We start from the raw sequence: 12,882 nt of genomic DNA on the forward strand, positions 1-12,882 counted from the left end.
CTTGCATGTGTTAAGCACGCCGCCAGCGTTCATCCTGAGCCAGGATCAAACTCTCATGTTTAAGTTTGCTTCCTTCCAGAATCAACTTGCTAGCTAATTCTTTCCGTCTTTACCTTTTTAAAGGTTTTTGTTCTTCCGAATAATTCTTTTCGAATTTTCGGGGTTGGATACATTGTTCATTTGTCAAGGTTCTGTGTTGTTTTGTTCTGAGGCGAACTTCTCAATGTTACCATATTTGGTTCGCTCTGTCAAGAACTTTTTTCAACTTTTTTTTTGCTTTTCTGCGCCGCTCTCGCGGAGCTTCTATAGACTACCACGAGGAAACGCCTTTGTCAACCATTTTTCCCGAAAAATTTCGGATTTTTTTGGCGTCTTGTGTACCTTCCAATTTCTTCCACAATCTCTTGTGGTTCGACGCTTTCTCCCTAGAAACACTTTGCGACAACATTCCGCCGGGCAGCATTCGAGGCGTCATTCCGGACGCCATCCTTTCCGCCTTCGGCGATGTCTTACAGGAACGTTTTTCCCAGATTCAAGACGTTCCCAAGGGAAAGGCAGCCGTCGTAGACCATGCTGAGCAGAGAATTTTTTTCAATGGTCTGCAGCATCTCCTGTCCCAGCGAAGTTCCGGAAAACACGGTAACCAGAAAACAGAACAGCCAGATCAGGACCAGGCCCTGGAAAAATCCCAGTATGCCTCCTCCTATCTTATTCAAAAGATGGATGCCCGGCAGATTCCCAACCGTTCCCAGCAGCAGGAACGCCAAACGAAGGATCACAAAAGACAGCACAAAAGTCAGCAGTACGCCGCAAATGTTCACGACAACTCCGGCTAAATATTTGCTGACGTATCCGAGGAAGCTGTCAACTCCCAACATTTGGTACATCCCTTCATTATTATTTTCCAAAAGTGTCTCTTTTAATACATTGGGAAGGGAAGAATTTTCCAAAGCCTTTTGCTGCTCTTCTTTCGTCTCCTCCGCTTTTACTTCCAGCATCTCCGCCATCACTTCTTCGATGGTCTGCGACGTCTTTTCATAGAGGGGTGTCTCGGTCCTCAAAAGACGGCTGACCGTCGGGCTGAACAGCACCACAAAAACCAAAGCCAGGACCAACGCCAGCATCCCCAGCGCCGTCTTTAAAAAACCCTTCCACCAACCCCGCAGCGTGGCCAGCGCTAAAACCGCCCCCACAAAAATCAATAAACCCATTTCCATTGCTCAATCCCCCGTTTTAAAGCCAAATCCGCCTGTCCTCGCGTTGCAGAAATGAAGATGCCATTCTGAGGGCATGTTCTACCCAGGAAACCAAAAAACGGTCTCTCTGCCCAAAAACGGGCTCAGAATGGCAAATGATTACCATGAAATGCAGCGCATAAGCCGCTTAATACTGAAAGTGCTTCTCCTTTAGGATCAGCCTGCCTTCTTTATCATATTTCGATCGGAATAGCCCTGTCAAAGAATGCTTTTCCGCCGCGTCGGCCGCGTCTTCAATCATTTCCTCAGCCTCTTTCATAGTCAGGGGGATCCCCTCCTGCTTCATCGCGTCGATTTCATCCTCCACCGCCAGCATTCCGTCTTCCTCGATCACGCAGTCGATATCCTCGGCATACCGCTTGACATACTCCAAAAACTCCGCCTCGCTCATCGGCGCGTTTTCATCCGTTCCTCGCTTCTCCGGCTTCGAAGCCTCCCGTCTCTTCATAACAGGGATGGGCTTTTCCTCCGGCGCCGGTGTTTCCACCTTACGCACCGGGCGTTTCGCCGGTTTTACCTCCTCTGCCGGGATTTCCCGGCTGCGGGCCGCCCGAACCTTCGGCTTCTCCTCGGCAGTAAAGTGGATTTGAGGCAGCGGTCCCTCCGGCTCCGGTTCCAGCGGAATCTCTTCTTCCTCCGGTAACGGCAGATCCGTTCTGCGGAACGGCTTTAGATCCCGCCAGTCCTCCAGGGCAGACATTGCGCTCTCCGCCTTGCGGAAACGGGCTTGCAGCTCGGTCAGAGCTTCCGGGGTATCCAGCATCACAAAATATTTTTCAGGCTCCAGATCTTTTTCCACCCGCAGCAGTTCTTCCAAAATATCGTCGTTTACCTCTCCGGCATGGTCGATGATTAAATCTTTCCCTTTCAGATTGGGCAGGGATTTAATCAGCCCTTTGGCATTTAAGCGGCCTCCGGATATTTTCGCCACCTGAGAAATGGTCTCGTCCTTCTCCTCATAAGTTTTCCGCAGGGCATCCACCGCTAAATTGATTCCCTCCGCAGACGTATGGGTTGCAATATAAATCGGCTGATGGTAATTCCGTTTCTTCGGAGCAGGCTCCGGCTCAGGTTCCGGCTCTTCATCAAAATCGTCAAACGAAAATTCCAGCTGCTGAGGCTCCGCTTCCGCCTCCTCCCCGGTCAAAGCCGGCTCCTCATAGGGGATCTCCGGTTCCAGAACCACCGGCTTGGAACTGTGAAGATGGAACGGCGATTCCTCCTCCTCTTCCTCCACGGCCCCCTCTTCCTTGGGCAGGAACATTTCTTCGCTTTCTTCATCCTCCGCCACAGGCACCGCCATCAGTTCCTGGGCCACTTCCGGATCCTCGGTCATAACCGTCCGATTGTCATGGGTTACCGGGTCGTCCGGATGCAGATCGATATCCAGGCCGGTCACATCCTCATAACCAGAAAACGGCTCCACCGCGTCTGATTTCATTTCTTCCTCCAATCCGTCCTCCGGTTCGGGGACAGGAATTTCTTTCGTCATTCCGCCCTCTTCCGGTTCCGGCTCATAAAATTCTTCTTCATAGAAGCCGGGCTCTTCTTTCTCAAAAGCAGCCTCATCAAAACCGCTGACAAAATCATCCGTATAGGAAACCCTCGGCAGATCTTCCTCGCCGTCAGAATCAAAGACAGCCTCGGCTTCTCCAGCGCCATATGCCGGAGTCTCCTCCTGCTTCGGCTCTTCCGCCTTCTGCGCTTCCTCCAGCTCTTCTGCCACGCGGCGCAGATTCTGCTCATAATATTCCCGGTTTTCCCGGCGCGCCCTTTGTTCTTCCGTCAAAGGCACATAGTTTTCCTTTAGTTCCATCGCCTTATCTACATATGGGCCAACGCCAAACCACAGGATAATTTCATCACAAAGCGAAATGCACTTTTCCTTCAAATCGGCCTTGTAATACAAGACCGCCAGCTGAAAAGCCCATTCCTCCTCAAACTCCTTGCGTTTATATGTCTCCAGAATGGCAATTTTTTTATCCAAAGGCTCGCCCTTTGCGTCCGCCAACAGATAACGCAGAATATAGCGGCTGTTGTCGTCCGGAGCCTCCTCTAAAAACATCTTGTAAAATTGCTCCGCGTCCTGGAGCGCTCCTGCATAAATCGCATTCTCCGCCAGCTTATACAAAATCCTGCGGCCAGAGGGTGCTTCCTCATAAGCCATCAATAAAATATCCATCGCAGCTTCATACTGCCTGGTCTTCTCATAGGCCGTGGCCACGGTGGTCAGCATCCGGAGGCTGTGGATCTGTTTCCAATCAATGGTATCCGCAATCTTTGCCGCTGTGACATAATCCTTTTTATTGACCAGCTTCTGTATTTTATCCGCTTTGATATTATAAGTATTCTTATCCATTTTTTCACCCCAAAGGTAAGATTCTTATAGCTCCACGCGCCCTTCTAGAGCCCGCAACAATGTTACTTCATCAATATATTCCAAATCTCCCCCCACCGGCACGCCGCTGGCGATCCGGCTTACCTTAATTCCGGTCGGCTTAATCAGCTTGCTGATGTACATGGCAGTCGTCTCGCCCTCCAGACTGGAGTTCGTCGCGATAATCACCTCGGAAATTTCTTCGGTCTGCAGGCGCTGCATCAGTTCTTTCAGCCGGATATCGGCCGGGCCGATTCCAAGTGCCGGAGAAATCGCGCCGTGCAGCACATGATACAGGCCTTCATACTGTCCCGTCTTTTCATATGCGGCCAGATCCCGCGGATTTTCCACGACCATGATCGTCGAAGCGTCCCGCGCCGGACTGCTGCAAATCGGACAGAGCTTTGCATCCGTCAACGTGCAGCACTTCTCACAGTAGCGCACGCTTTTTTTCGCGTCCAGCATGGTGCCCGCCAGCTTTTCCACCGCCTCCGTGGGAAGATTGATCAGATAAAAAGCCAGTCTCTGCGCAGATTTGGGGCCGACGCCCGGAAGCTTTGACAGCTCTTCAATTAAAGAATTAATCCGGGTGCTGTAGTAATCCATTAGAAACCAAGACCTCCCAGCCCGCCCAGTCCGCCGGTCAGCTTACTCATTGCATTCTGAGACTCGCTGTCCGCCAGGCGATATGCCTCATTCACCGCGGCAACGATCAGGTCCTGAAGCATTTCAATATCCTCCGGATCCACCACTTCCTCCGCCAGTTTCACGGAGATCAGCTCCTTCTTCCCGGATACCACAACTTCCACGGCGCCGCCGCCGGCTGTCGCCGTATACTCCTTCTGCTCCAATTCTTTTGTCGTCTCTTCCATCTGACGCTGCATGCGCTGAGCCTGCTTCATCAAATTATTCATATTTCCCGGCATTCCGCCCGGAAAGCCACCTTTTCTTGCCATAACAAAACCTCCTAATCTTCTATTTCGATCTCCGTATGGAATACAGCTAAATCTGCATCGCTGACATAGGCAGGCACCGTTTCATCGTGTACGGCCAGCCTAGCATCAAAGGTCAGAGTCTTTTGGTAGGACTGTTCCACGAACTCCTTCACCTGTTCCAGCGCTCCGACGGTTTTACTCATATTAAAATTCAGGTTATCGGAAAATACCACACACAGGGAACCGGCGCCTTTCGGCTCCACACGCGTTCCCGCCAGAGAAAGCGTGGCGATCCGCTCCAAACTGCCGCAGATCCTGGGCCACTCCTGCTGAATCAGATTCAAATCCTCCCACTCAGCCTGGGGAAGAATCACCGGCTCCGCAGCTTCCGCAATCACTTCCGGGGCAGCGGCCGCCGCTTCCTGCCTGACAGCCTGCGCCGGAACCGTTACGCCTTCCGCCACTTTCTGTTCCAAGGTCTCCAAGCGGGCGATCACTGCATCCAAGCTCTGCTCCATGGCCGGCCTGGTCGCCTGAATCACGGCAACTTCCAGGCGGACCCGCTTTCCGACGCCGCTCCTCATCTGATTATACAGCTCGGAAAACAGGCGGATCAGGCGGATCAAGGCGTCCGGGGAAATCATCCGTCCCTCTTCTTGCAGGCGGAGCCAATCTTCCTCGGTCAAGTCAAGCACTTCGCTGCCGACCTCTGAGGTCTGAAGCAGAAGCAAGTTTCTCATATACCAGATAAAATCCTGAACAAACTGTCCCAGCTCCCGGCCGCTCATCACAATTTCTTCCACCTGGAGCAGGGCGTTCGTGGTGTCCGATGCCGCCAGATGGCGGAGGAACCGGCTGAACACCTCATTGTCCACGGCCCCCAGCACATTCAGGACCATCTCATAGGACAACGGCTTTCCAATATGAAACGCAATGCACTGATCCAGCAGGCTGATCGCGTCCCGCATGCCCCCGTCCGCTTTTTTTGCAATGTAGCGGAGGGCTTTTTCATCAATTTCTACATTCTCATAGGCAACCAGCTCTTTCAACCGGTCCACCAGGACATCGCTGGTCATCCGCTTAAAATCATAGCGCTGGCAGCGCGAGAGAACCGTCACCGGAATTTTGTGGGGCTCCGTGGTAGCTAAAATAAAAATCACATAGGCCGGAGGCTCTTCCAGTGTTTTTAATAACGCATTAAAGGCCCCTGTTGATAACATGTGGGCCTCATCGATAATGTATACACGATATTTTCCTTCGGCAGGGGAGTATTGAACTTCATCGCGGATTTCCCGGATATTATCCACGCCGTTGTTGGAAGCGGCATCGATCTCCACCACATTCATAGAAGCGGCTGACTCCATGGCGAGACAAGTTGGACATTCGCCGCAGGGACTGCCGTCGATGGGGCGTTCACAGTTCACGGCTTTTGCGAAAATCTTCGCCACCGTGGTCTTTCCGGTTCCGCGGGTGCCGCAGAATAAGTACGCATGACCAATACGCCCTGTGGTAATTTGATTTTTTAATGTTGTGACAATGGCTTCCTGGCCTTTTACATCGGAAAATTCAGCCGGTCGCCACTTTCGATAGAGGGCGGTGTAGGACATGGTAAATAGGGCCTCCTCCGCGCTAGTCCTGCCGTGCCAGGTTCAGTGAGAACACGGCTCGTAGCTTAACAAAAATCCGCGCATTCTGCTTTGTATTCTTCTCCATGGGCGTTACCTCTGCAGTTAACTCAGCCCCGGCGCCCTCACGGCACACGGAAGGTTTCGCTTAGTGCTGCTTCGTTCCCGACCTGACACGGTTCACGAATTCCCGTTGCGTGAGACCAGAACATCAACGTCACTTACAAAGGGCAGCCCCACAAATAAGAATCCTAGGCAGAATATCACCCCTGCTATAGCGGATTGCAGGTTCAGGGCACCGCTAACTCCCCGGCTGCGCGGAAACTTTATGGCTTATTTGTTGTGCGGGCAAATTCCCGCTTTCTTATTATACCGTCATGATAGGTCGACTGTCAAATGATTTTTTCTTTAAGCCGGAGATCCGACAAAATCTCCTGTTTTTTTCGCCCTTTCTTTCCGAAAAAGTCTGTGTTATAGTATTAATATGAAAATTGGTGGATTTCAAAAACTAACTTTATTGGATTATCCTGGGAAGCTTTCGGCCACGGTTTTTACCGGAGGCTGTAATTTTTGTTGTCCGTTTTGCCACAACAGTGAACTGATCCTGCCGGGGGACACGCTTCCGGAGGAGGAAATCCTCTCAACCTTAAAAAAACGCAGACGAATGCTGGAGGGCGTCTGCATTACCGGAGGGGAACCGACGCTGCAAAAGGATCTGGAAACATTTATTGAAAAGCTGAAAGAAATGGACTACCTGGTGAAACTGGACACCAACGGCTACAAGCCGGACATCCTGCGGAGACTCTGTGAGAGGGGAATCGTCGACTATGTGGCGATGGACCTGAAAGGTCCGAAGAGCAAATACGCCGCCATTGCCGGACGGGAGGAGCTCTCCCTGGATCGTATCGAAGAAAGCGCCGCCTATCTCCTTAAAGGGACGGTGGACTACGAGTTTCGGACCACGGTTGTGCCAGAACTCCACGAAGAAGCGGATTTTCCGGAAATAGGCGAATGGATCCGCGGGGCAAAGGCCTACTATCTGCAGGCCTACAAAGACTCGGAATACGTTCTGGACCGAAGATTCACTTCTCCATCCGAAGATTTTATGGAGACGCTCCGGAAATTGGTCCTTCCTTTTGTGCCGAACACCGCGCTGCGCGGCATTGGATGAAGAAACCCGGAAGCGCTTCCAGACGGCAGGCGCTTCCGGGTTCGTCTCTTATTTCAGTTTTTCCACAAAATCAGCCATGGCCTCTGAAATCTTAATCTGCTGAGGACATACCGCCTCGCAGCTTCCACAGCCGATGCACGCCCCCGGCTGTTTATCCTCCGGCAAAGCCGACAAAGCCATGGGCGCGAAGAATCCTCCGCCGGTAAAGCAATGCTCGTTATAGAGCGAAAGCAGGGAGGGGATATCAAGCTGCTGCGGACAGTGGCTCGTACAGTAGCGGCATGCGGTGCAGGGGAGAGCGATCTGCTGCACCATCTCTCCGGCAATCTTAAGCAGCTCGCCAAACTCCGCCTCATTCAAAGGCTTCTCCTCTTCGTAGGTGCGGATGTTCGCCTGCATCTGCTCAAAATTCGACATTCCCGACAAAACGACCGTGACATTCGGAATCGTCTGTAAGAACCGAAACGCCCAGGCCGGCACGCTCTCTTCCGGCCGCAGCGCTCTCAACGCTTCCGCCGCCCCGGCAGGAAGGTTCGCCAGTTTTCCGCCCCGCAGAGGTTCCATGACCCACACTGGAATCCGGTACTCTTCCAGAAGTTTTAATTTGGCCTTTGCATCCTGGAAATCCCAGTCAATATAGTTTAGCTGAATCTGGCAGAATTCCATGTACTTTCCATAGGCTTCCAGAAAACGCTTTGTCACGTCATAGCTGCCGTGGACGGAGAATCCCAGATAATGGATCCGGCCGTTTTGTTTCTGCCGGAGCAAATACTCCATCGTCCCGTACGTTTCGTCCAGATAGGCGTCGATGTTCATCTCGCAGACATTGTGGATCAGGTAGAAGTCAAAGTATTCCACGCCGCATTTTTTCAGCTGCTCTTCAAAAATTTCTTCCACATGGCCCATGTTCGCCAGATCGTATCCCGGAAACTTATCGGCAAGATAATAGCTTTCGCGGGGATAAGCCCGGAGCGCCTTTCCCATGGCCACCTCAGACTGTCCTTCGTGATAGCCCCAGGCGGTGTCGTAGTAATTGACACCGTGCTCCATCGCATAGGCCACCATCCTCTGCGTCTCCTCCTCATCGATTTTCCCATTTTCATTGTTTATCACAGGCAGGCGCATGGTCCCCATACCCAGACCGGACAGCTTTAAATCCTGAAATTCCTTATAGATCATCTTCCTTTTCCTCCGTTTTCCTTCTCTGTGAGAAAGGGTCTGTCAAACAGCTTTCTCTAATTTTTTTGAATCGTGGAGCTGCTGCAGGTCATTCTCCGCCTGCAAAATTTTTTCATCATAGTTTTTGATCTTATTGTTCAGGCGGTCCAAAGATGCCTGCATATCTGCCATGCGGTCAATCAGCTGATTCCTTTGCTCCACCAAAATTGCTTTCCTGGCCGCCGCCGTCGATTCTCCCCGATAAAAAAGGGCAACGTATTCGATGAGGGCTTCGATCTGCACTCCGGATTTCCGCATACATTTCATCATCTCAATCCACCGGCAGGATTCCTCATCGTAGTCCCGGATTCCGCTTTTTGTGCGGGGAACAGGCGGTATCAGGCCGATCCGTTCATAGTACCGCAGCGTATCCGCAGATAGCTCAAATTTTTTGCTGACCTCAGCAATCGTCATATCTCTGCCTCCTTTTTATTTTGTCGGCCGGACTTTGGTATTCAAAATTAGGCTGCTAAAAAAGCCGCCGGTCTTGGTATCCTTTCTATATAGAAGTGTAACACCTGGAGTGGGCTCCAAGTCAAGAGTTTTATGCAATTTCTCCCGAAAATAATGTTACATCCATAACCCCGTAAAAAACGTGATTCCATGAACGGTAACACGCTGCGCGATGCACAGAAACCATGAAAAACATCGTTTTACGTCATTAAACGCGGGTGTTGTCAAGGTTTCAAGACCAATTTTTTAAGTTGGAAAGAAAACTCATAAGGGCGACATTAATCCTTTTTTTTACTTTTATTTCCGTCCTGCGCCGTATTTTCCGGCAACACCGACACATCCTCTACAATGTCGGTGATAAGCTGCCGAAAGTCTGACGCGTTCTTCGCTGTGATGACAGGCGTCCCCATTTCCGTTTCAATATCTTTCCGTGCGCGGCCTGCTACGCCGCCGCCGCGCTGCGCTACCTTGCGGCTTTCTTCAAAACCCGTAGGCTGCTCTTGCTTTGAAATACCTGTAGTTGTCGCTTCCGCAAGCATCGTCAACACAAGCTCCAAGTCGCTCATGTTATCCCGCAGGTTTTCCTTTTTCAAGCCTTTCAACCGCTTGTATTGCCCGGTACTCATGCCAGCCCATGCGCGGGTGATCTCGTCGGTGAGGATGGCGTATTCCTTACCCTTCTCCACACCGCGCTTTTGCCATTCTTCGGTCAGTTCATTTCGGATGCGGATTGCCAGAAGCCGCTGATGTACCCATTCTTCTGTGTACCCTTTTTTCAAATAGGTTTCAAGGGCGCGATCTATGGCCTGTTCGGGATCAATCGTTTCCTCAATGCGTTCCCTGCCAGCCCTCGCTAACCAAGCCTTAAACGGCTCTGCTTTGGGCGACGGGATGGACTGGACGATGCGCAAAAGCTGTTCGGTGTCGGCAACATCCGTTAAGCGTTTTTTGCCGTCAGCAGCGGTCATTTTCAAACGATTACAGTTTATAACCGTTTCATTTCCCTCGTCTTTCAAACGTTTTTTGGCAACTTTCCAATAGTTGCGGGCTGCCTGATGATCGGGCTGGTCTGTCAAAACGGCAATGACATCAACGACGGAAAAATACCATTCTTCCTTTTCCACATCCCATGCCGTGCGAATTTTTCTATCTTCAAAAAGCTGTATGTTGTCTTTCAACTCTCCCATGCTATGTACCTCTCTTTCAACTGTACGATTTTTGTGGACACTTCTTTTTATTAATATGTAATTTAAAGACTGGCCTAAAAGAAGCGGCCGCCAACCGGTTACACATTGTAACCGGTTGGATTTCAGCGCTCCCGAAATCCTAAAAACATTATAAATTAAAGTATATGTATTTGTCGATAGACCGTCACAAGGTTTTTCAATAGAGCCGCATGATTCGATTTGGATTTTTTAACATTCACAAAAATATGTCAAATGTCCGGCGGCTTCCGGCCCACCGGTAAGAATCAGAAGCAGGCGTCACAGCCATACTATGATTCATAAGAAAAAGGGAGTAGGCGGACCAAAAGGTCAGAGAATCATAGGTTTCGTCGAAAAAAGGCGAGAGAACCGGAAAACTGTCTGTACATCCCGAAAATGTTGTGATATGCTTGTTTATAGAAATTTCATATCTCAAGGAGGTACGCCATGGCGGAAGCTGGTGTTGACAATATTACATTTCTGGAAGAGGCCAAGGCAGCGGTCATTCAGATGCGGCGGGCCCAGGCGGTGACGGATGAACAAGAGCTGCAGGCAAAGCGCTTGGAAAAAGCGCTGTTCTCCGAAAAAAAGGCGGTGGCCGACAGCATTGAGATGACGATCCGCAAGCGAAAAGCAGAGATCACGGACAGCTATGATTCTCAGATTGAAGAGCTCCAGGGCCATCTGCGAAAAGTAAAAAACAAGCGGGAGAAAGCCAAAAACGAAGGGATAAAAGAACGGATTGCGGAGGAAACCGCGGACCTGATTGAGGAAAACCGCCGTCTGAATACGGAGATCAAAACCGTGTTCCGGCAGGACCGGGTGCCTGGATTTTGTAATTCCCTGTTTTTTTACTCTCTGTATTACACAAAAGGAATCAAGGAAATTCTGGTTTTTATCCTCACCCTTGCCGTCTGCTTTTTCGGCGTTCCGGTGGGAATTTACCAACTGATCGGCGTGGACAGCACGATTGTGTTGATTTTGTTGTACTTAGTGGACATCTTCTGCTTCGGCGGGCTCTACTTTTTCCTGAACAACCAAATTAAAGTGCGCCATCTGGAAGCTTTGAAAAAGGGCCGGGAAAACCGGAATGCCGTTGCCGCCAACAAGAAAAAAATCAAGGCGATCAAGAACGCGATTAAAAAAGATAAGAACGAGGAAATGTACGGCCTGGAAAAGTTTGACCGGGAAATACAAAAGCTGGAACAGGATAAAGTGGACATTGCCAATCAAAAACAGGAAGCGCTGACCAATTTTGAAAATTCCGGAAAAGTGTTGATCACTCAGGAGATCACGGAGAACAACCAGGAGCGGATCTCTCAGTTAGAATCTGATTACAACCACTCCTCGGAACAGCTGGCTGAATACCGCGACCGCCAGCGGAAAACCGCAATGATTTTGGCGGAACGATTTGAGCCTTTGCTGGGGAAAGAATTTATGCAGGAAGAAAAGCTGGACGCCTTGATCCAGGCCATCTCTTCCGGGCAGGCCGCCAATATCACGGAGGCGCAGGAACTGGTTCGCGCCGGCACACCGATCGGAATTGTGGAACCTCCCGCAGAGCCTGCTCCGAAGACAGAGATATTGACCGCCGTGGAGGAAGAGCAGAAAGTGGAGGCGTTCGTGCCGAAGCAGGAACAGGCGGAGGAGCCGGAAGCGAAATAAAAAGAAACCGGGGGCGGTAATCTCACGCCCCCAAAAGCCATCCGGCGCAAAACCCGATCGCTCCGCCCAACAGCACCACGATTCCCCACTGCCAGAAAATCACTTTTCGTTTCAGATGAAGTCCCATCCATACCAGGACATGTTCGGTCTGGTTCCTCTGCACAGCGCCCAAACGTAATTGGTAGCCAAAAAGAAGAAGCGACCAGAGAAAAGCAAAGGTTCCCACGCCGAGATACAGGACTTGCCGTTCGATTCGGACGGACCATTCCGCATCCTGGGCCTCTCCCTGATCCGTCATCTGCATACCCAGAGAGGTTAAATTTTTGACTGCCTGCCCTTTTACGCCTTCCTTTTTCAGGCGAATCCAGAAGGTCAGGGCCTCCTCTTCCTCCTGACCGCCGCCCTGGATCCACATCCATTGGCTGAGGCTCAGGTAGGCTCTGGCATCCTCGGCCCCGTCCTTTAAAATGCCGCAGACCCGAAGCTCCGTCTTTAAGCCTTCCAGTTGAAAGCTGTCCGACAGCCAGTCCGGCTGCTTATCCTCCGGAATCCTTGCTTTCTTTTTATCCTGAAAGCCTTTTACAGCCGCCTCGTTCAGGACCACATAGGGCATGGCCGTCTCGTTCGGATATGCTTCCCCCATCTGCCATTTCCCGTTTAAATATCCGGCGTCCACACCGATCAGACGAACTTGAGATTGATAATCATCAAAAAGAAGCACACCCTCCGTCTCCTCGATCCGGCTGATGGAAAGAACTTCTTCCAGATTCCGAATTTTTTCCAAAGCTTCATTGTTCGCCGCCATGGTCCCTTTGACTTCGCACGGCTGTGACTTTTCTTTTAAGATCTCCGCATATCCGCGCCCGCCGATGGTCAGGCAGACCACAGCGGCGGCAATCCCGGCCACCGAGAGAAGTGTCTGCCATCCCGGCAAGGTTCGAAATGCCAGCCGGATCCGTTCTATCCCATTCATATGC

At 51.0% G+C, this 12,882-nt stretch carries 11 protein-coding genes, 1 rRNA gene and 1 other RNA gene; 2 read left to right on the forward strand and 11 right to left on the reverse strand.

Features of this window, described 5'->3' with window-relative positions:
• From MUB23_RS14820 to ffs, 7 genes are all read right to left on the reverse strand, one after another.
• Positions 1–61, reverse strand: a 16S ribosomal RNA gene (locus MUB23_RS14820); the annotation flags it as partial.
• A 448-nt stretch (positions 62–509) separates the two neighbouring features.
• Positions 510–1,217, reverse strand: coding sequence for a CvpA family protein (locus MUB23_RS14825; protein ID WP_244801428.1), 708 nt, complete (start codon positions 1,215–1,217; stop codon positions 510–512).
• Positions 1,218–1,383: 166 nt separating this feature from the next.
• On the reverse strand, positions 1,384–3,615 hold the full coding sequence (locus tag MUB23_RS14830; protein WP_244801430.1) for a tetratricopeptide repeat protein: 2,232 nt from the start codon (positions 3,613–3,615) through the stop codon (positions 1,384–1,386).
• Positions 3,616–3,639: 24 nt separating this feature from the next.
• Entirely contained in the window at positions 3,640–4,239 is a 600-nt protein-coding gene (recR, locus tag MUB23_RS14835) for a recombination mediator RecR (RefSeq protein ID WP_244801431.1), read from the reverse strand.
• Complete coding sequence (locus MUB23_RS14840) at positions 4,239–4,589, reverse strand: YbaB/EbfC family nucleoid-associated protein (RefSeq protein ID WP_244801432.1); 351 nt, start codon at positions 4,587–4,589, stop codon at positions 4,239–4,241. The genes recR and MUB23_RS14840 overlap by 1 nt, the downstream gene beginning before the upstream one ends.
• A gap of 11 nt (positions 4,590–4,600) precedes the next feature.
• On the reverse strand, positions 4,601–6,175 hold the full coding sequence (gene dnaX / locus MUB23_RS14845; RefSeq protein ID WP_244801434.1) for a DNA polymerase III subunit gamma/tau: 1,575 nt from the start codon (positions 6,173–6,175) through the stop codon (positions 4,601–4,603).
• A gap of 76 nt (positions 6,176–6,251) precedes the next feature.
• Positions 6,252–6,514: signal recognition particle sRNA large type (gene ffs / locus MUB23_RS14850), an RNA gene on the reverse strand.
• A 163-nt stretch (positions 6,515–6,677) separates the two neighbouring features.
• Here ffs and MUB23_RS14855 point away from each other — a divergent pair.
• Positions 6,678–7,364, forward strand: coding sequence for an anaerobic ribonucleoside-triphosphate reductase activating protein (locus tag MUB23_RS14855; RefSeq protein ID WP_244801435.1), 687 nt, complete (start codon positions 6,678–6,680; stop codon positions 7,362–7,364).
• 48 nt (positions 7,365–7,412) lie between these two features.
• Here the strand turns inward: MUB23_RS14855 and MUB23_RS14860 are convergent, their stop codons facing one another.
• The 3 genes from MUB23_RS14860 to MUB23_RS14870 all read right to left on the reverse strand — a co-directional run bounded on the left by MUB23_RS14860 (position 7,413) and on the right by MUB23_RS14870 (position 10,222).
• Positions 7,413–8,543 carry an aldo/keto reductase gene (locus MUB23_RS14860; RefSeq protein WP_244801436.1) on the reverse strand — a complete coding sequence of 377 codons (1,131 nt, stop codon included), beginning with the start codon at positions 8,541–8,543 and terminating at the stop codon, positions 7,413–7,415.
• A gap of 42 nt (positions 8,544–8,585) precedes the next feature.
• The gene (locus MUB23_RS14865) at positions 8,586–8,996 is read right to left on the reverse strand and encodes a MerR family transcriptional regulator (RefSeq protein ID WP_244801437.1); all 411 of its coding nucleotides are present in this window, start codon (positions 8,994–8,996) and stop codon (positions 8,586–8,588) included.
• A 317-nt stretch (positions 8,997–9,313) separates the two neighbouring features.
• Complete coding sequence (locus MUB23_RS14870) at positions 9,314–10,222, reverse strand: BRO-N domain-containing protein (protein WP_244801438.1); 909 nt, start codon at positions 10,220–10,222, stop codon at positions 9,314–9,316.
• Between the two features lie 465 nt (positions 10,223–10,687).
• On the opposite strand from MUB23_RS14870, the gene MUB23_RS14875 reads away from it, so the two are divergent.
• Positions 10,688–11,905 (forward strand): hypothetical protein, encoded by a 1,218-nt coding sequence (locus MUB23_RS14875; RefSeq protein WP_244801439.1) that lies wholly within the window; start codon positions 10,688–10,690, stop codon positions 11,903–11,905.
• 22 nt (positions 11,906–11,927) lie between these two features.
• Here MUB23_RS14875 and MUB23_RS14880 read toward each other — a convergent pair whose 3' ends face one another.
• Positions 11,928–12,878, reverse strand: coding sequence for a hypothetical protein (locus MUB23_RS14880; RefSeq protein WP_244801440.1), 951 nt, complete (start codon positions 12,876–12,878; stop codon positions 11,928–11,930).
• Positions 12,879–12,882 lie beyond the last annotated feature (4 nt).

This window comes from Cuneatibacter sp. NSJ-177 (assembly GCF_022867805.1).
In the GTDB taxonomy this organism is placed as follows: Bacteria; Bacillota; Clostridia; order Lachnospirales; family Lachnospiraceae; genus Pseudolachnospira.

What these genes read in the sequence shown, in the direction of transcription:
- MUB23_RS14825 (WP_244801428.1), bottom strand. Translation starts at nt 1,217, where the DNA reads ATGGAAATGGGTTTATTGATTTTTGTGGGGGCGGTTTTAGCGCTGGCC.
- MUB23_RS14830 (WP_244801430.1), bottom strand. Translation starts at nt 3,615, where the DNA reads ATGGATAAGAATACTTATAATATCAAAGCGGATAAAATACAGAAGCTG.
- recR (WP_244801431.1), bottom strand. Translation starts at nt 4,239, where the DNA reads ATGGATTACTACAGCACCCGGATTAATTCTTTAATTGAAGAGCTGTCA.
- MUB23_RS14840 (WP_244801432.1), bottom strand. Translation starts at nt 4,589, where the DNA reads ATGGCAAGAAAAGGTGGCTTTCCGGGCGGAATGCCGGGAAATATGAAT.
- dnaX (WP_244801434.1), bottom strand. Translation starts at nt 6,175, where the DNA reads ATGTCCTACACCGCCCTCTATCGAAAGTGGCGACCGGCTGAATTTTCC.
- MUB23_RS14855 (WP_244801435.1), top strand. Translation starts at nt 6,678, where the DNA reads ATGAAAATTGGTGGATTTCAAAAACTAACTTTATTGGATTATCCTGGG.
- MUB23_RS14860 (WP_244801436.1), bottom strand. Translation starts at nt 8,543, where the DNA reads ATGATCTATAAGGAATTTCAGGATTTAAAGCTGTCCGGTCTGGGTATG.
- MUB23_RS14865 (WP_244801437.1), bottom strand. Translation starts at nt 8,996, where the DNA reads ATGACGATTGCTGAGGTCAGCAAAAAATTTGAGCTATCTGCGGATACG.
- MUB23_RS14870 (WP_244801438.1), bottom strand. Translation starts at nt 10,222, where the DNA reads ATGGGAGAGTTGAAAGACAACATACAGCTTTTTGAAGATAGAAAAATT.
- MUB23_RS14875 (WP_244801439.1), top strand. Translation starts at nt 10,688, where the DNA reads ATGGCGGAAGCTGGTGTTGACAATATTACATTTCTGGAAGAGGCCAAG.
- MUB23_RS14880 (WP_244801440.1), bottom strand. Translation starts at nt 12,878, where the DNA reads ATGAATGGGATAGAACGGATCCGGCTGGCATTTCGAACCTTGCCGGGA.